The organism is Ornithinibacillus salinisoli (assembly GCF_042684965.1).
Classification (GTDB): Bacteria; Bacillota; Bacilli; order Bacillales; family Amphibacillaceae; genus Ornithinibacillus; species Ornithinibacillus salinisoli.
Genome location: NZ_JBHUMI010000005.1, coordinates 104,389 through 123,592, shown reverse-complemented (window position 1 = coordinate 123,592; position 19,204 = coordinate 104,389). Strand labels below are relative to the sequence as shown.

The window sequence follows — 19,204 nt, the reverse complement described above, 5'->3', positions numbered from 1 at the left end:
TATATTAAAATGATGGTAATTTTTTCTGCAAGTCCTATTTCTACTCGATTTTAGTAAAATACGTTATACTACCTATATGTATTGAATTATCAAATAGATTTGAATATTTAGGAGGAATAACATGATAAACTTTCCAAAGCCAACCGTAGAGCAGTTTTTTCGCACTTATATGATCACGAATTTTTCAGTTAGTAGTGACGAGAAGAGGCTTATTTTTAGCGCTAACTTAAATGGTAAAATGAATTTATGGGCAATGAATTTGCCGGATACATATCCATATTTATTTGCTCATCATGATGAATCGAATAGCTTTATTAAATTTGACCCTGAGAATCGTTATGTTATAGCTGGATTTGATAAAGATGGAGATGAAAATCATCAGATCTTTGCCATTCCGAGTGAAGGTGGACTTCCACAACCATTGATTACAGGTGAATCGACAGAGAAGTATTTCTTCAGTCATTTAAGTGATGATGGTAAACGTATTTATTATATGACTTCAGAAGAAAACCCTAGCTTTCTGAATGCGAGAGTTCGTCATTTAGAGGACAATTCAGATGAGTTAATAAACGTTGGAGAAGTTTCACCAACAAACCTAGCTGCAGTGTCGGATAACGAAGGAGCATTTGTATTTTTGCGTTCTTTTGCCAATACATATGTGACCGGCTTTGTGAAAGTAGGGGACGAAACGTATCATCTTACTCCTGATCCAGATAAAGTACATGTCGTATTTGAGCCAGTTTTTATTGATGACAAGACGATCTATTTTGTTACAGACTTCGAGAGCGAATATAGCTATATTGCAAAATTTGATTTAGAAACAAAAGAGTTCTCCCCGGTTCTTCATATCGAGAATGAGAGTGTCGATTCCTTGAAATGGGATAAGAAAAACAATGTATTTTATCTTACGACTGAAAATGGCGTACAGGATGACTTGTATCGTTATGATTTACAATCGACTAAACTTGATAAGTTGATTACTCCCGTAGATGTTATTGAGAAAATTCAGGTAACTAAATCTGGACATATTTATATGTTAGGAAGAAGTGCTACAGTACCTCATAATGTTTTCCAAACAACGAATGGAAAAGAATGGACACAATTAACTAATAATCGGGTATTAGGACTTAGTCAAGCGGATATGGTTGAACCAGATGTTGTTTCGTATACATCATTTGATGGTATGGAAATTGAGGCACTCCTATTTAAAGCAAAGCCAGAGAACGATAATGGTCATACCATATTTTGGCCACATGGTGGTCCACAAGCATCAGAGCGTAAATTTTTCCGTTCGATGTTCCAGTGTTTCTTAAACAGAGGATATACAATCTTTGCACCGAACTTCCGCGGGTCAACTGGATATGGTTCTTCCTTTGTAAAATTAGTTGAACAAGATTGGGGAGAGGGGCCACGTTTAGACTGTGTTGCGGCTATTGAGTGGTTATTTGAAAACAACATTACCGACCGAGAGAAGCTTTTCCTTGTTGGTGGTAGTTATGGCGGTTATATGTCACTATTACTTCATGGACGTCATGCGGAATACTTTAAAGCGGTTGTAGATATTTTTGGACCATCTGACTTGTTTACATTTGTAAATTCTGTTCCTGCTCATTGGAAGCCAATTATGGATCGTTGGTTAGGAGATCCAGAGCGTGATAAAGAACGATTTATTAAAGATTCTCCTGTTACTTATTTAGATGGTATGGTTAAACCGATGCTAGTTATCCAAGGTGCCAAGGATCCTCGTGTGGTAAAAGAGGAGTCCGATCAAATTGTTGAGAAATTAAAATCTGAGGGTCGTGAAGTAGAGTATCTATTATTAGAAGATGAAGGACACGGTTTCTCGAAGAAAGAAAATGAAATAAATGTTTATTCCCGTATGTTAGAGTTTTTAGAAAAACATCAGGGATAAATTTACTTATAAAGCGTATGGATGGTTGTTACTGTTCATGCGCTTTCCATATGTAAAGTAGAACAGAATCTTCTTTCCTGCATATACTAAAAACATCACCTCTCAAAAAAAGTAATTGACCAATTAAACCTATATCGGTTAAAATATGGTGTACCCTATGCAGTCATTACCATAGTAGAGGGTGAACTATTAGTCAAAAATAGAAAGGAGCATCGTGTGATTAATAATTTTTTTAAAAGCGCCAGGACTATTTTCTGATCGGAATAGAAAATAGTTGACGAGGATGAAGGTTATCGAGGTTTTCGGCGGGTGCCTTCCGGTTGTACACATCTCAATCGTTGGCTTTTTTCACTAAAACAATGAGGCAACTTGTTGCACAAAGGGAAAAAGCAAGGTGTGATAAAACAATCACGAGAAAGGGGCAACAAATGAAGCCCCTGTTCAATTATAGATGACAAGGTCGTTTGTTGCCTCTTTCCTATAGGAGGAACTGCGATATGTGCGGAATTGTAGGATATATTGGAGAAAACGATACAAAAGAGATTTTATTAAATGGACTAGAAAAATTAGAGTATAGAGGTTATGACTCAGCTGGGATTGCTATGCTAAATGAACACGGAATAAACTTGTTCAAAGTGAAAGGTCGTATTGCAGCACTAAGGGGAAGCGTAGATCACTCTGTTCATGCAACGATGGGAATTGGTCATACACGTTGGGCTACGCATGGTGAGCCTAGTGAAAGCAATGCCCATCCACACCAAAGTACGTCTGAAAGGTTTACCCTTGTTCATAATGGGGTTATTGAGAATTATCAAGATTTGAAAAAAGAATACCTTCTAGATGTAAGTTTTGTTAGTGAAACAGATACAGAAGTAATCGTTCAACTTATTGAAAAATTTTATGATAAGTATCGGAATACAGCTGAAGCATTTCGCCAAGTTATGGGACTTTTAAAAGGTTCATATGCAATAGCATTAATTGATCAAACAGATCAAGATACGTTGTATGTGGCAAAAAATAAGAGTCCACTATTAGTTGGGTTAGGCGATGGATTTAATGTTGTTGCGAGTGATGCCATGGCAACATTAAAAGTAACCGATCAATATTTGGAAATATATGATCAAGAAATCGTACTGGTAAACCGTAACTTTGTAGAAGTGCAGAAATTAAATGGAGCGGTCGTTGATCGCAAGCCATATACTGCTCAAATCGATGCGAGTGATATTGAAAAAGGTACGTATCCTCACTTTATGCTGAAAGAAATTGATGAGCAACCAATTGTCATGCGTAAAATCATCCATGAATATCAAGATGAAAATAATGAGTTAAAGCTCGATCATGACATTCGTCAAGCGATGAAAGCTGCAGATCGTATTTATATAATTGCTGCAGGAACAAGTTATCACGCAGGTTTAGTGGGGAAAGAATTTATTGAAAAGCTAGCGGAAATACCAGTTGAAGTCCATGTAGCAAGTGAATTCTCATACAATATGCCGTTGCTATCGAAAAATCCACTATTTGTGTTTATCTCACAAAGTGGAGAAACAGCTGATAGCCGGGCCGTGTTAGTAAAAGTTAAAGAAATGGGATATCCAGCACTAACCATTACAAATGTGCCAGGATCCACTCTTTCTCGTGAAGCGAATTACACACTGCATCTTCATGCAGGACCAGAAATTGCTGTAGCATCAACAAAGGCATATACGGCTCAGATAGCTGTATTAGCTATCTTGGCAGTGGATACGGCGAAAGTAAAAGGTTTGGAATTAGATTTCGACCCAATGCAAGAACTAGCCATTGTTGCAAATGCAATGGATGTTCTTACAGCGCAAAAAGAAACAATTGAGCAACTAACGAGAGACTATTTGGCCACAACGCGTAATGCTTTCTTCATCGGACGTAGCGCAGATTATAATGTATCGTTAGAGGGTGCATTAAAATTAAAAGAAATTTCCTATATCCAGGCCGAAGGATTTGCTGGTGGGGAATTGAAGCACGGAACGATCGCGTTAATCGAAGAGGGTACGCCTGTTATCGCATTAGCAACTCAGGAAAATGTAAACTATTCCATTCGAGGTAATGTGCAGGAAGTTGTTGCTCGTGGTGCAAATGCTATGATCATTAGCATGAAAGGTTTAGAGCAAGATGATGATGCATTTGTTTTACCACAAGTGCATAAATTGTTGACACCTCTAGTTAGTGTTGTACCATTACAGTTATTGGCGTATTATGCAGCATTGCATCGTGATTGTGATGTTGATAAGCCACGTAACTTGGCTAAGAGTGTTACGGTGGAGTAGAGGGAAAGCGGTATTTTACAAAAGTGTTCAGTACTAATAAAGTTGGAAACTAACTAAAAAAGTTAGAAACAACAAAAAAAAGGTGGAAATTGAATAAAAAATTCGAACACTAAAATTAGGTTGAAAATATCCTAATTTTACCATCAATAAATTAAACTTTTCTAGAGATAATATTTGCCAAAAGTATTATAAGGGGAATTACAATGAAGAGAATAGGTTTCAAGAATCGAGGAAAACAGAATACTCTAAACAAAAAGCTATCCCAGTAGGGGTAGCTTTTTGTACTTTTTGTAAAACATTTACACCATATATTACACCAAAAAAGGGTAATGAGGGGGATGGTTTATGGCTAAAAGAAAACGGGATACCACTTTTGAAAAAAATGAAAAATGGCTAAAAGAGGGAAGAGGTCAAGGAGAAGGGGAAAATTATAAACCATGGTTAAAGATACAAGATGTTCCTTCTGAGGGAACAGCACCGAGACATAAGGGATGGAAAGCGAAAAGGATATATCATTTAATGTCAGAATTAGAATTACACTATTTATATGAACTTGAATGGTCTGATATGGTACTCGATATAAACTGAAATAATTGCATCATATTTTTGGGTAGGTTCCATCTCGTATAATTCTTGAATGCCAAATAAGCTAGTTTGTCGTATAATGGTCATAGGAAGTATTCCTCCAGTCTTTTGGGATGTTTTGATCAACTGCCATTATACAGGATTTGGGGAGGTACTTCCTTTATTATGTTTTAAATCCCTTGGGGTACAAGGGGTTGGAATTATGAAATTCATTCATACATTTAATGATCTAAAGAAAAACAAAAAGCTCAGATATGACTTTGCTGTACAAGATGAAAATTATTTTGTGTTAATAGAGTACCACGGAATACAACATTATGAACCTGTTAAATATTTAAACAACAAAAAGACTATGATAGATTGAAGTTAGCTTATGCAAATAATAATAAGATACCTCTATTAATTATTCCTTACTGGAATTTTAATAGGATTGACAAAATATTAAATGAATTTTTCACTAACCTAATGAAAATAACTTACAAGTAACGTAATAATAAGTCCAATCGCTGTAAAGAAATTATAATTAAAACCAACGAGGGAGATTTTTACATGCTTTTAGAAATTATGCTAATTGGGGTAATTATAGCTTTAATATTATTTATCGTTTATGATCGTCGCACAACTAAAGAAGTTAAGGCACATAAAGACACAATCGAATCTCAACACGCTTTGATTGAGGTACTAGGTGAACGTCTTAAAGAAAAAGATATTACTAAAGGTAAATTTGACTAATCCTTGTTGCTTTCAATAACAATTTATACATAATAAAGTTGCACCATATATTATTTGGTGCTTTTTGTTTGCAAAAAAGAATTGTTTAATACTTAGGCGAACATGTAGGCTTATCTAATTCAACTTAAGTTTCTACTTTTAATACCTATTTAGTTCCTTCGTTAGAAATGGAGTCATTGATTTCACAAAGTTTAATGTGTACACAGATACACTCAGACATGGTAAAACGGTTGTGGAACAGGCATTAGCCATCCAGGACGAATTGGAAAACAAAACGTTTGAAGATCTGTTGGACGCACAGAAGCGCTATTTGGATGAATATTGGAGTAAATCCGATATTCAAATTGATGGGGATGATGAGCTCCAGCAAGGGATTCGATTTAATCTATATCATCTATTGCAATCAGCTGGTAAAGATTCGGTTAGTAATATTGCAGCCAAAGGATTATCTGGCGAAGGGTATGAAGGGCATTATTTCTGGGATACGGAGATCTATATGTTCCCTGTATTCCTAATGACTAACCCTGAAATAGCTAAAAATTTATTGTTGCACCGTTATTCTGTGTTAGATAGTGCAAGAGAACGAGCAAAAGAGATGGGGCACTCGAAAGGTGCGTTATTCCCCTGGAGAACGATTACTGGTGGAGAAAGCTCAGCATTATTTTTCCCTGCAGGTACCGCACAATATCATATCAGTGCAGATATTGCATACAGCTTTATCCAGTATTATTTAGTAACGAAGGACGAGGAGTTTCTTCAAACATATATGGCCGAAGTTCTATTCGAAACAGCACGTCTTTGGGTGGATACTGGACATATGTTAGATGGACAATTTCGAATTGATGACGTAACAGGTCCTGATGAGTATACCTGTATTGTGAACAATAACTATTATACGAATGCGATGGCTAAACATAATTTACTATGGGCTGCGAAAGTATATCAACAGTTAAAAGAGAAGAATTCGTTACAAGAGTTGGCTAGTAAAATTAATGTTACGGAACAAGAAGTCAACGAGTGGCTGGAAGCTGGAGAAAGTATGTACTTGCCATACGATGAAGACCTGAAGATAAACGCTCAGGATGATAGCTTCTTGAAAAAGGAACGTTGGGATTTGGAAAATACGCCAAAGGATAAGTTTCCTTTACTACTTAATTATCATCCATTAACATTGTACCGCTATCAAGTGTGTAAACAAGCAGATACGGTGCTTGCTCATTTTCTTTTAGAAGATGAACAAGACGAAGAAACAATTAAAAATTCCTATGATTACTATGAGAAAATTACCACACACGATTCCTCTCTATCATATTGTGTGTTCAGTATTATGGGCTCAAAACTTGGTTATGATGAGAAAGCATATCGATATTTTAATGAAACAGCAAGGTTGGATTTAGATATACACATGGAAATACGAAAGATGGGCTTCATATGGCAAATATGGGTGGAACCTGGTTAGCCATCGTATTTGGATTTGCTGGTTTACGGGTAAAAGAAAGTGGGATTTCCTTGCAACCAACACTACCTAAGCAGTGGAATTCCTTAGCATTTCACTTGCAGTACCAAGGTCGATTGCTTAAGGTTCGGATGGAGAATGAAGTAATCACGTATACAATTGAAGAAGGCGACAGCTTGGAGATTATGCACAGCGGCAAGCCTGTTGTTTTAGAAAAAGGTAAGGAAGTAGAAATGGCTATTCAAGTATAAATTCAAATTTAGAGATATAAGAAGTGATACCTTCTAATAGGGGGTATCATTTTTATTTTGGAATAGTTTGTAATGGCATTAGCGCGCTAAGCTTACTATTGCTATTTATTAAACAGTGAGTTACCATAACAGTGTCTTATATTGGTAGAATTTTCCCTTCTCTAATACCGTTTTGTTGTTCCTCCCCTCCTACTCACAAAAAATCCTTGTTCATTATTCTTTAAATCAATATCTAATAAAGGATGTGGTACTGTGAAACCATTTAAAGAAGCATTTAACGATTGGCTTCAAAAAATATTAATGAAGAGAAGAATCATCGCAGAAGAGAAATATTGGAGAAAGGATTAGGACATGGAACTGTTGAATTTCTACGTCTTATTTGGTATCCAACCATTGGCAATTTTGACTAGCATTATAAACATAATAATCATTATCTATGTGCGAGTTTTTCACGACAACAAGACCAAGTATTTGTATTAGCTCATTGTCAATTACATGGTTCACAAGCTCATAGAAGTGATTGACCTGCTCCTCTTGAAATGGCGTATCGGTGATTACTTCAAAATCAATATCTTTCACTAGATCCCTAGCGTCCACAAAAAATAAGTCATCTTTTTTAGCAGTCATGCAATCATTCCTCTCAAATTATTTTCGGCAATTAAAATAGGTGCTTTCCGTGTGGGAAGCACCTATAGGGATGAAAAGGCTTCTGTAGGCAAAACAGATCAAGATGATCCTACTTTTTTTGTCCTTTTATCAATAAAATTACCGATAAAAGGACTGAAATTACTAGTAAAGTCAAGGCAATTAGATTTAATTGAAAACTAGGTTCCCCTATAGTAAATTGATAAAGACCCAATGCTATAATTATCAAAGATAGAATTATGATTATTGTCTTGTATAGTTTCGTTTTAATGTTAATAATAGCACTCACCTTTTCTAAGCTTGTGATTTAACCCAGTATGGAATTAGTTCATCCCAGTCAATTGGATTCTTAACTAATTTTATTATTACTCCTTCACCTTGACGATTATTCCATAGAATAACTCCAGAACCGATTGTAAGTAATCCACCAGCAACTGCAGCAGCCACAGTACCGTAAACTGGTATTAGGTTAGCTATTTGAGCTACTCCTGCACCTACAACTAAAAGTGCTGCGAGTCCATTAGCAGTACAAGAATCTAAATAAAGAGTTCCTCCCAATAAACCACCATCATAATAATTACTACCACTACAAGCAAAGGTTCCATTTTCGGAAGCTAGTCCATTTTCTAACAAATATTCATTTGCTTTTTTATACATTTCTTGATTTTCCTTAACTAGGTTCATGTCAATTCCACTTTGCGTAGCAGCTTTCACATCAAACTGGAATAATCCAGTTGATTCATCAATGTTTATAAAAGGAGCGATTTTTTCACCTTGTTTTAATTGCTCATCTGTAAATTCCAAAACGTCGGTGATTTGATTTTCAGTTACTTCTGATTGATCTTGCGCAAAGGAAGCTTTTGGGAAAAAACTAAGAATTAACACAGCTGTCATCATTACGATAAACCCTTTTTTAATTTTTTTCATTCTAATTCTGGTTTGTACATTTAGTATAGTATTTATTTGCAAAAATTGGAATAGGTAAATGTATTGATTATTAAGAATACTTTTCCAGTAATATATGTTGAGGATTAATAGATTTATAGTTGTAATCGGGATAAAAGTACTAAATTTATAAATTGCGAATTTATATAAGGTATGTAACCTTTGTTCAAAGATTTTTACAGCCATTGGCATAGTAATGTATCGGTTTATCGTATCTTGCTTCAAATTCAGCCCACGCTATCCTTTTCCTTCTTACAATAACTTAAACAGCATACAGTACTCTCCAATATTTGTTCACACCTTTTTTCTTTAGCATAACAAATTCACTCACTTGAAAACGTGGAAAGTTTTTGTGGAAGAATGGAATTATCTTGGTATTAGAACATGAAAGAGTAGAAACTTTACTGAAATCAAACCAAAAACAATAAAATAATTCGAGATTTGCAAGATTATTACTTATTAAAAATCTTTGAATTAGTAACCTAGCTCATGAATTAATCCAAGTAGATGTATATAATATATTCATTAGAATTTATTAATTCCTTTTTTATACTTTGAAAGAAATCAATCTCTGAATTATATTTTTCTGTTTTTGCTTTATCTTTTAGATATTTCTCAAAGCCGATTTTAAAAAATGGATCAGATGGTTCATTTACAATCTTTGCTATGCTATCTTCAACATTATACATTTTCCTCTTTTTGTAGGAATCCATGTAAGCTACATTGTTTTTTTGTTTCATTTGTTTTTCTTCCTTCCTGAAAAATTCCATTTTATATGTTAATTAACTCTCTATGACTTCTGTACTTAAGTGAACAACAGGAACCATTTTGGACGTTCAGGATCAGTCGGTGTCAAAGTATATTTACTCAATAATTTTTCTCCATAATTTGGGTTAATTTTTTCTATTTTCACTTTTGTATTCTTATTACTAATTGTAAAAGGAGGAGTGTAATCCTGCGGGACCGCTTCCAATAATGGTCAGGTCATACAATTCCTGTGTTTCCATTTTTTATTCCCCTTTATTATTCGTTATTTATTCTTACTAGAACCTCAATGAATTTCCGAATTATTTTTTCTAAAGCAGAGTGCTAAAGCAATGGAGTAATTTGACAACCCATAATTAATAATGATTATCAATATCAATTGCATTTTATCATAGATAGAAGATGATAACAAATTTGAATAGTGAATTATTAGTGAATTAATGAAGGCTGAGGTTAGGGAGGTGAAATTTTAAGCAGCAAGATCATCTTAATTAGGTAATCTAAGATAACCAAAGACCCCAAACACCCCTGTATCACTATAAAGTTAATACAGGGGTGTTTTTTCTTTCGTACTTTTATGTTTTTATCTGACAAAGGTGATGTATCGTAGCTCTAGTTCGAACAAAAATCTGAAACCCTCTTTAGTCTCTCAAGTATTCTTTGACTCCACCCTTAATAGCTTCCGCTACAGATTGTTGAAAATCATCTGTTAGCATTTTTTGCTCATCTACTGGGTTCGTTATATAGCCGATTTCAAGTAAAACGGCAGCCATTGTAGTATCTTTTAAAACAAAATAGTTTTCTTTTTTCACGCCACGGTTAGGAAAGCCTGTCGTTTTTGAAACATGTCTGTGTATTATATTCGCCAATCGTTTCGAATTTTTATGATAATAAAATGATTCAGTACCAGAAACAGATGGGTCTGTAAACGTATTAGCATGTAATGATATATATAAATCGGCATCTATGTCATTAGCATAATTTGGCCTTTCTCGAGCTTCTGCTGAAAGAAAAACATCCTCTTGTCTCGTCATGTACACTTCTATTTGGGAATCCTTTTCCAATAAATGTAAGACCTTTTTAGCCAGACTTAATGTAAAATCTTTTTCGTATGAACCACTTGCGCCGATAGCCCCTGGGTCTTCGCCACCATGTCCAGGGTCAATTACAACCTTATATTTTTCTTCTTTTGAGGAAGTTTTAGTAGTCTCTGTCTTACTAGATGTTTTAGTAGTCTCTGTTTTACTAGATGTTTTAGGTTCTGGTTTGTCGCTTATATTAAAGTACAATAAACCAACCAATAAAAATAGTATAAGAAGTCGAATCCATTTTTTCATATAATACACTCTCCTTTAATGCTTGCAAAATTAATTTTTTTATGGATTCAGTGAATGACAACGATCATAACAGTTAAAGTTATAGGGTTTGGTGTTTTCATCTATTTTCTTTGTTTGAAATCCATTTTCAGATAAATAGGTTAATAGGATTGACAGATGGTTCGCAGTCTCCGCTTGATCATGCATTAGAATAATAGATGTTACCCCAGCACTAGATAAGTATTCAATTTGTTCCACAACGGAATCTACATATTGGTCATCTGATAATGACCAATCACTACTGTCAACATTCCAATCCCATAAATGAAATCCGTTACTATCCAAAACCTCTCGATAAGTTTCCGTTAAATAAGGGATACTGCCATAAGGTGTTCGTATCAGGTTGGAATGAACGCCTGTAATTTCTTGAAGTGTTTCCTGAGCTGTGATCATTTCTTCCAGAGCAGATTGTTCCGAATCATAAAACTGATTCTTATCATGTGTAACGCCATGCATTCCTACAGCGTGACCGTCTTCTATGATTTTATTAACCACATCTGGAAAGTCTCTCATTGCAGGCTCTAGCATAAAAAATGTCGCTTTGGCGTTAAATTGACTTAGCGTATCCAAAATATTCTTTGTTACAGAAGTAGGTCCATCATCAAAGGTTAGATAAACAACTTTTCCTGTAGCTTGGGAATTCACTGGCTGATCATTTTCAGATGCTGTTTTTTCGTTGTTCTCTTTAGGTTCTATTGGTGCAGTAGGATCCTTGTTGAAAGACTTCACATTTTTTTCCTCCTTTTTTAGAGGTTTCACTTGATACGTAACCTGATCACTTTGACAGGCAGAAATAATAAGTAGAAAAGCGAAATAGATAAGTATGCTAACTTTCTTCATATAAAAACCTCAATTCTACGTTGTCTGTTGATAGATTAGTATAGTAAAATAAAGATCAGATAAAGATAAAATGTATTTGAGCTAAAGATTGAATCGAACTAAAAAAACCATTCGCTTACTATCCAAAAAGTAGTAAGCGAATGGTTTAACCACAATCAAAAAATATTATTTTTTATTTAAATGAAAGTAAAAACATACTCCTTTTTTAGTATTAAATACCCCAAATGGGACATCATGCAACATTAAAATATTCTTAGAAATGGCAAGCCCTAAACCTGTTCCTTGTTTTGACCGTTGAGTTTTTTCTCCTTGATAAAAACGATCCCAAATTTTTTCTAGTTGCTCCTCTTCAATATAACTTCCTTCATTTTCTACAGTGATCTTTACCTTATCGTCCTCACTAACAGTTGAAACTACTATTTGCCCTTTGTCTGGTGTATGTTGAATTGCATTAGAAAGAAAATTAGTAATAACCTGTTCCACGCGATTTTGATTAGCTATTACTTCAATTGAATGAAGGTTTAGACTTACGTCAATTTGTTGATCACTTACTTTTAATGATAACTGATTGTAAACCGAACGAATTAATTCATCTATGAAAAAAGACTCCATTTCGAGTTTATATGTTCCTGATTCATATTTTGCTAATTCAAGCATGTCTGCGATCAGATGGTCCATGCGATCCACTTCATTTTCCATCGCGCTAAAATAATGGTCCTTCTTCTCAGCAGCAACACCATCTTGAAGAATAGACATACAGCTTTTCATAATACTTAAGGGTGTTTTCAATTCATGCGATACCCCTGCAATGAAATCTTTCCGAGTTTGTTCCAACTGTCTTTCTTTCTCGACATCTTGTTGCAGTTGATCAATATAGGACTGCAATGTTGTGGAGAGAAAATTAATATTGTTTGACAATTCGCCGATTTCATCTTTGGATTGAGCGGTAATTCTCTCGGAAAAATCTAAATTTGTCATTCTTTTCGTAGCATCATTTATACGCAATAATGGCCTTGCGATCCCTTTCGAATAGTAAAAAGCAGTTAACAAAACTAACGTAACAACAAATAGAACAATGTAAATATAGTATTCTTTAATCATTTGTACTGCTTCATTTACTGGTTGTAAGGAAGCCATTGTGTAGAAATATATCGTTTCCTCATTGCTATTTTTTGCTGTATTAACGAGTAGCTTATATTGAATACTATCTCTCTCAAAATCCTGTACTTCTGTTTCAACATTCTTATTTAACAAAAGGTCAACCTGGAATTCCTTTAGCTTTTCGAACAATATTGGATTGGAAAATATACTATGAGTTACATCTGGTATATGAATATCTTTGACGTGACCATATATCGCAAGAGAAGTATCATCAAACTTTTCAGATTCTTGCAAAAGTTGCTTATTTTCCCATAGTGTATAGGAATAGGATCCTTGCCTATCAAACAAGCTGTCAATAGCCTCCGAGGGTAGTGCCTTCTGAAAGGATCCCTCAAAAACGCTGCCAAAAGTATCATCAGATCTCCAAAACAATTGATACGGATAAATAGAATTTTCTTTCTTTATCCCTTGAACTTCAATGGTTGGATATTCGTTAAGGGTATTCTCTTGATTTATAAGCTCCTCTTGATTGATTAAATAATAAATAGGAATTTTTATCGGCACATTTTCAACATATTTTCTTTCGATTTTTCTTTTACTTGTATTTGCGTATATAAATGTTTTTTCTAGTTCAATAAAATAGTCTTCTGTCCCTTTTATGTTGCCATTCTCATCTAACACGACAATCGAAGCATTATGCTCCTGGTAAAAGTCTTGTTCCAGTTGTCGCAACCTATCCTCCTCATCAATGTTTAGATATTCTTGACGAAAAGATGCAATAGCTTCAGTTAACTGATCGACTTTTTTCTCGGCATAAAATCGTTCAAAAAATAAAGTTTGACCGATAAATATAGCTAGTATGATAAACAAACATAATCCTGATGTTAAAAGGAATAACTTTCCTACAATCCTATTTTTCATGATTTCTCCTCAAATTTATAACCGGCCCGCACAATTGTTTTAATTTGCTTTGAACTTGTCCCAAGCTTATTTCTCAAATTCCGCATATGTGTATTGATTGTTCGATCATCTCCGGTATACTCATATCCCCATACTTGATTAATTAATTGTTCCCTAGTTATAACAATATTTTTATTCATCATTAAATACGTTAATATTTCAAACTCAGTATGTGTTAGTGCTATGTGTTTTCCATCCACTTTTACTGAATGAGATTGAAGATTTACTTCAATATGTTGACTAGTCAATATATGGTTCTTTTTGTTTGGAGTAGGGGAATGAGATGTCAGTAAACGTTTGGCTCTTGCCAATAATACACGTGGGCTATAGGGTTTGGTGACATAGTCATCTGCACCTAATTCAAAACCTAATAATGTATCTTCTTCATCTGATCGTGCTGTCAAAATAATGATAGGAACAACAGACTTTTCACGGATTCTTTTACAGACTGACCATCCATCTAACTCGGGCATCATAATGTCTAAAATAATTAGATCAATGCTGTAATTTTCAAATAAATCTATTGCTTCCGTCCCATCTCTTGCTTCCAAAACATCACAACCAGCATCTAAGAAATAATCTTTACTTATTTCCCGTAAAATATTTTCATCTTCTACTATTAAAACTGTTTTTTTCATTAGAAATATCTCCTGAATTTTATAGTTGTTTTGCGTTATATCCGATATTTAAGTATTTTAATTCTAACAAATAAATAGTAACAAAAATATGTAAAGATAAAATGAAGATTGACAGCAATGAATAGGAAATAATTGCATTAACGCCTAAATTAAAATGTTTTTAGTTTAATAAGATTTTAATTGCTATCATGTAAAAATGGGGAAAATAATAAGAGATGAAAATCGATTGGTTAATTAAAGCGGGAATTTATTGGATAGATATTATATTTGAAGAAACTAGTGTTTTTTTGTAGGAGTTGTATATTATAAAATTTAAAAGCCTAAACTCCTTATTTTTACCGAAGAATTAGGCTTATGGTCTTCCGCAATCACGCCCGGCTGCGGAATTTCATTATCTATTGAACAGTATCGTTGTACTGCGCAGTAAATAAATCTATTGTTTTTCGCCTTTCTTACTCAACATTAGCTTGGTTATTGGAACAAAGGCTCTTGAAAATCATTTGCTTTTCAGTACTGTCTTATCCTATTCATTATTATCGTTCTCATCATAATATGTTTTCAATTCTTTATAAATATAGTTGGCTATGCTTTCAGGAAAATAATTAGTAAACTCATGATTGTACTTAGCTAAAAAATAATCATCATCCACAAGATTTATAAGGTTTCCACTCGCTGGGAATAGGTTATCCATTTCGTTTAGAATTTCTTGTACTTTTTTTCTGCTGGTAGAATCATTATAATGAATAACATTTCTAATTGCTTGAATTAAATACCATAACTCTCTATCCATTTTCTCCTTGTATTCAGGATCATGAAGCAATTTTATTTCTTTCAAGATCTCCTTGTCATCTGTAAAATGTTCTTCCAATATTTGAATTTGTGATTTTTCCCTCCTAAATAAATCAAGCATTATAAAAGCAAATTCATTTAATTCTTCCTCAGAAATACCTTCAATGTTGTACAGTCTCTCCATTCTCGTAATTACTTCTAACTTATCATTTAATTCCGCTTGCTTTTTTTCAATTAACTGTTTCTGTACCTGTAACAACTCTCGATTTTTAAACTTCTGATTAGTCAATTGTTCTTTTATTTCTTTTAATGATAAACCAAAATGTTTTAAAATCATTATTTGTTGAAAAAGTTCCCAGTCTAATCGTGTATATACTTTTCGACCACTTTTATTTAACTTTATGGGGGTAAGTAACTCCATTTTATCGTAGTATCTTAGTGTTCTTACCGTTGAACCTACTAATTTTGCAAACTGACCAATTGTCATTTCCATGTTAATACCTCCTTCCTGAATTATAAACTGTTACGTAAGGTCACAATCAATACATTTGTTAAACGTTTTGATAAGATAAATTAACGAATTTAAAACAGGCTATTTTTTAGTAGAAAATGTTTGCTTACGACATTACGTCACAAATTATGATTGGTTCTATAATAAGTTTGAGAGGATGGTTATCTATGGAACAACAATCATTATTTCGGAATCGTACCTTCATATTTCTGTTTATCGGTGGCTTTTTGGCGCTAATAGGGTTTAGTATGTTTTTTATGACAACAACTTGGTTTGTCATCTCTGATTTAAATTCTGCTAGTTCATTGGGCATTATTCTTATTGCCATTACTGTGCCACGTATTCTTATGATGGCATTTGGAGGGGTTCTTGCTGATAAATTCAAGAAGACGACAATAATGTTCAGTACGAGTTCAATCCAAGGAGTTCTGCTAGTTATCATATTTTTATTGCACAATGCAAATCAATTAACATTTTTGTACCTGATTATTTTGGGGTCCATTTTTGGAACATTAGATGCATTTTCTGGACCAGCTGGAACATCATTAATCCCGAAAATAGTACAAAAAAACCAAATAAAACAAGCAAATGCTATTATTCAAGGGTTAGGTCAAATTGGCTTTGTTATTGGACCTATTATCTCTGGGAGTGTCATGGAAATCGGTGGAGTAACAGCAGGTTATTTAGTCTCAGCTATATTTGTTCTGTTATCCGCCTTTTTTATGTTCCCACCTTTCTTAAAAGAAGGTCCAGTAGTCAATACAATAAAACAAACACCATTTAAAGATTTCGTAGAGGGACTTTCCTATGTAAAAGCAAGTAGATTTTTAATTACAGGTATCTTAATTTTAATAACGTTAAACTTTTTTGCCTTCGGAGCAATATCCATTGCAATCCCCATTTTAGTGGAAACTTATGGAGGGACACCTATTAATCTTAGTTACATTGAGGCTGCTTTAGGGGTTGGGATGCTAATAAGCACAGCAATTATCGGTATGATCAAAATACGCCGTAGGGGATTAACATCGATTGCAGGATTAATTGCGACATTAATAGTAGCTGTAGCTTTTAGTCAAATTCCTAATTTGTATATTTTAACAGCGTTAGCGTTCTTAATTGGATTTACCATGACATTTGTATCCATCCCATTTTTCGCTTCAGCACAAGAAAATACCGATCCCCGCATTATGGGAAGGGTCATGAGTATAGTCTTTTTAGCCATGAACGGGTTTGATCCGCTTGCCTATGCAACTGTAACTCTACTCGTTTCAAGAGGATTTGATATTCAATTAGTCATTCTGTCCTTTTCTATTGTTGGATTAATAATTGCTCTTTCCATTCTATGGAGAGGGCATACATTTAGAAGTTACAAGTCTAACTATTAATTTACTTTCAGGAAAAGGCCACTTTAGATAGAAGTGGTCTTTTTTAGGTTTTATAGATAAAATAAATACACTTGTTGCATAGTAAGAGTCTACTACGTAATACAAGAGTTAATCTATCCTGTGCTCATTAATTATATAAAAGCATTCAGTGGTCAACGTCTGTCATTTCCTGGTACAATCTTTACCACCTAGTGGAAAAAAGTAAGGCAATGGTGCTAAATTCATTGGCCATAATCAGATGGATTGGCTTAGTTGAAACTGATTAAATAAATTTAAGGAAATTGAGATAAATCTATTGAATAAATAAAATGTAAAGAAACTTATATACATGATGATAGGAGAATAAAAAAAATACTATTATGTCAAAAATAAAAATTGACTGGACACTGTTTGGTGTCATATAATAAAGACACTAATTGGTGTCCAATTTATAAGGATGAGTGATTTTGAACGATAATAATCAAGAGCGTGATGTTTATGTAGCCATCGCTGACCCAACAAGACGTAAGGTGTTGCGTTTGTTGGCAGATGCAGAAGAGTTACCTCTTTACGAAATAACTGCTCAATTTCAAATGGGGCGTACTGCTGTTTCTAAACATTTGGCTATTCTTAAAGAAGCAGGTCTAGTTGCGGATCGAAAAGTAGGTAGGGAAACAAGGTATCGACTAAATGCTGCTCCCTTAAGGGAAATTAAGGATTGGGTAACCTTTTATGAGAAATTTTGGAAAGACAAAGTGGTACTTTTAAAAAAATTATTAGAGGAGGAATAAATAATGGCAGATTTGTCATTGGATTTTCAGTTTTCAAGTTCAATCAATAAGGTGTGGAACGCATTAACAGATTCGGATACTCTTGCAATATGGATAATGGAAAATAACTTTAAACCAATCGTAGGACATAAAAGTCAATTTCGAAATGATGATTGGAATTTAATTGTAGATTGTGAAGTATTAGTAGTGGATGAACCTTATAAGTTATCTTACACATGGGTAGGTGGTCCGATAAACACTATAGTCACATGGACATTGAAGCAAGAGGGTGGAACAACTTACTTACATCTCGAACATACTGGATTCGAAAAAGAAGACCAAGCGTTCAATGGGGCGAAATATGGTTGGGCGGATAAGGTTGAAAAACTAAAAAAAGCGTTAGAGGAAGTATAAGACTAAACTTTTGAACCTGTTTTTTAGTATTAAGCTAACGTATAGGAAAAAGCAAATGGCTCAGTATAGGACTGGGCCGTTGTTTTATTAGTAGAAATAATGATACAAAATACAATGCAAACGCAGTTAAATAGATCGACTATCGAGGGAAAGAGTTTAATAAATGAAGTTTTTTGAGTGAGAAAGTAATTGTTGTTGCGCTTTCTATATTTAGGATTTTTAATACCCAATTCTCAAAAAAATGAAAGCGATGTACAAATTGTTAAGTATAACCTTGGAAATAGGTGTTGTTTAAGAACGAGTCTGAGTAGCTCTTTGAGAAGTTTAATAAAGAAGGGTTTGAAGAACTTCTCTGAAGACATCATTTTTATTTTAGGAGGGAACAACATGGAAGTTTTTGATGAATTTTTAGCGCAGATTGATAACCCAAAACATCGCAACCGAACAGAGGAAGTTTTGGCTTGGGTCACTAATAAATTTCCAAATTTAACACCGAAAATTGCGTGGAATCAACCTATGTTTACCGATCACGGCACATATATTATTGGCTTTAGCGTATCCAAGCAACATTTGGCTGTTGCCCCTGAAAGGGCAGGGATTATTCATTTTTCTGATGAAATTGTGCAGGCTGGTTATGATCACAGCAAGATGTTAGTACGATTCCCATGGGATAGTCCAGTTGATTTCTCATTACTTGAGAAAATGATTGAATATAATATTTTGGATAAGGCAGACTGTTCAACTTTTTGGCGGAAATAATTTAAAAGGGATAAACCCATGTTCTTTTGATGAATTCGTAATGCAATTAACTGCTTCAGATAAGTATGGGGGAGCTAATTATAAAAAAGGA

Annotated in this window: 16 protein-coding genes and 2 pseudogenes; 10 read left to right on the top strand and 8 right to left on the bottom strand. The window is 34.1% G+C overall.

Annotated elements, in window-relative coordinates:
* Nucleotides 1-121: 121 nt before the first annotated feature.
* From ACFSTA_RS03090 to ACFSTA_RS03065, 6 genes and pseudogenes are all read left to right on the top strand, one after another.
* The gene (locus ACFSTA_RS03090) at nucleotides 122-1,912 is read left to right on the top strand and encodes a S9 family peptidase (protein ID WP_377555091.1); all 1,791 of its coding nucleotides are present in this window, start codon (nucleotides 122-124) and stop codon (nucleotides 1,910-1,912) included.
* A gap of 497 nt (nucleotides 1,913-2,409) precedes the next feature.
* Nucleotides 2,410-4,212, top strand: coding sequence for a glutamine--fructose-6-phosphate transaminase (isomerizing) (gene glmS, locus ACFSTA_RS03085; protein ID WP_377555090.1), 1,803 nt, complete (start codon nucleotides 2,410-2,412; stop codon nucleotides 4,210-4,212).
* 345 nt (nucleotides 4,213-4,557) lie between these two features.
* Nucleotides 4,558-4,800 (top strand): hypothetical protein, encoded by a 243-nt coding sequence (locus tag ACFSTA_RS03080; RefSeq protein WP_377555089.1) that lies wholly within the window; start codon nucleotides 4,558-4,560, stop codon nucleotides 4,798-4,800.
* Nucleotides 4,801-5,346: 546 nt separating this feature from the next.
* Nucleotides 5,347-5,529, top strand: coding sequence for a hypothetical protein (locus ACFSTA_RS03075; RefSeq protein ID WP_377555088.1), 183 nt, complete (start codon nucleotides 5,347-5,349; stop codon nucleotides 5,527-5,529).
* Nucleotides 5,530-5,698: 169 nt separating this feature from the next.
* Nucleotides 5,699-7,236 (top strand): annotated as a pseudogene (locus ACFSTA_RS03070) (glycoside hydrolase family 65 protein); the annotation flags it as partial.
* A 252-nt stretch (nucleotides 7,237-7,488) separates the two neighbouring features.
* Nucleotides 7,489-7,643 (top strand): annotated as a pseudogene (locus ACFSTA_RS03065) (transcriptional regulator); the annotation flags it as partial.
* Here the strand turns inward: ACFSTA_RS03065 and ACFSTA_RS03060 are convergent.
* From ACFSTA_RS03060 to ACFSTA_RS03025, 8 genes are all read right to left on the bottom strand, one after another.
* Complete coding sequence (locus ACFSTA_RS03060) at nucleotides 7,612-7,863, bottom strand: hypothetical protein (RefSeq protein ID WP_377555087.1); 252 nt, start codon at nucleotides 7,861-7,863, stop codon at nucleotides 7,612-7,614. The pseudogene ACFSTA_RS03065 and the gene ACFSTA_RS03060 overlap by 32 nt on opposite strands.
* Before the next feature lie 312 nt (nucleotides 7,864-8,175).
* Complete coding sequence (locus ACFSTA_RS03055; RefSeq protein WP_377555086.1) at nucleotides 8,176-8,808, bottom strand: hypothetical protein; 633 nt, start codon at nucleotides 8,806-8,808, stop codon at nucleotides 8,176-8,178.
* A 512-nt stretch (nucleotides 8,809-9,320) separates the two neighbouring features.
* The gene (locus tag ACFSTA_RS03050) at nucleotides 9,321-9,566 is read right to left on the bottom strand and encodes a hypothetical protein (RefSeq protein WP_377555085.1); all 246 of its coding nucleotides are present in this window, start codon (nucleotides 9,564-9,566) and stop codon (nucleotides 9,321-9,323) included.
* A 666-nt stretch (nucleotides 9,567-10,232) separates the two neighbouring features.
* Nucleotides 10,233-10,928, bottom strand: a complete 696-nt coding sequence (locus tag ACFSTA_RS03045) for an N-acetylmuramoyl-L-alanine amidase family protein (RefSeq protein ID WP_377555084.1) — start codon at nucleotides 10,926-10,928, stop codon at nucleotides 10,233-10,235.
* Between the two features lie 39 nt (nucleotides 10,929-10,967).
* Complete coding sequence (locus tag ACFSTA_RS03040; protein WP_377555083.1) at nucleotides 10,968-11,696, bottom strand: polysaccharide deacetylase family protein; 729 nt, start codon at nucleotides 11,694-11,696, stop codon at nucleotides 10,968-10,970.
* Between the two features lie 276 nt (nucleotides 11,697-11,972).
* Nucleotides 11,973-13,829, bottom strand: a complete 1,857-nt coding sequence (locus tag ACFSTA_RS03035) for a sensor histidine kinase (RefSeq protein ID WP_377555082.1) — start codon at nucleotides 13,827-13,829, stop codon at nucleotides 11,973-11,975.
* On the bottom strand, nucleotides 13,826-14,506 hold the full coding sequence (locus tag ACFSTA_RS03030; RefSeq protein ID WP_377555081.1) for a response regulator transcription factor: 681 nt from the start codon (nucleotides 14,504-14,506) through the stop codon (nucleotides 13,826-13,828). The genes ACFSTA_RS03035 and ACFSTA_RS03030 overlap by 4 nt, the downstream gene beginning before the upstream one ends.
* A 523-nt stretch (nucleotides 14,507-15,029) precedes the next feature.
* A complete protein-coding gene (locus ACFSTA_RS03025; RefSeq protein WP_377555080.1) occupies nucleotides 15,030-15,788 on the bottom strand; it encodes a MerR family transcriptional regulator in 759 nt (252 codons plus the stop codon).
* 185 nt (nucleotides 15,789-15,973) lie between these two features.
* On the opposite strand from ACFSTA_RS03025, the gene ACFSTA_RS03020 reads away from it, so the two are divergent.
* The 4 genes from ACFSTA_RS03020 (at nucleotide 15,974) to ACFSTA_RS03005 (ending at nucleotide 19,113) form a co-directional block, all read left to right on the top strand.
* Nucleotides 15,974-17,191, top strand: coding sequence for an MFS transporter (locus ACFSTA_RS03020; protein WP_377555079.1), 1,218 nt, complete (start codon nucleotides 15,974-15,976; stop codon nucleotides 17,189-17,191).
* Between the two features lie 446 nt (nucleotides 17,192-17,637).
* Nucleotides 17,638-17,961, top strand: a complete 324-nt coding sequence (locus ACFSTA_RS03015) for an ArsR/SmtB family transcription factor (RefSeq protein WP_377555078.1) — start codon at nucleotides 17,638-17,640, stop codon at nucleotides 17,959-17,961.
* Between the two features lie 3 nt (nucleotides 17,962-17,964).
* Nucleotides 17,965-18,354, top strand: a complete 390-nt coding sequence (locus tag ACFSTA_RS03010) for an SRPBCC family protein (protein ID WP_377555077.1) — start codon at nucleotides 17,965-17,967, stop codon at nucleotides 18,352-18,354.
* 387 nt (nucleotides 18,355-18,741) lie between these two features.
* Nucleotides 18,742-19,113: an iron chaperone gene (locus tag ACFSTA_RS03005; protein WP_377555076.1), complete on the top strand. Its 372-nt coding sequence runs from the start codon at nucleotides 18,742-18,744 to the stop codon at nucleotides 19,111-19,113.
* The last annotated feature ends 91 nt before the right edge of the window (nucleotides 19,114-19,204 follow it).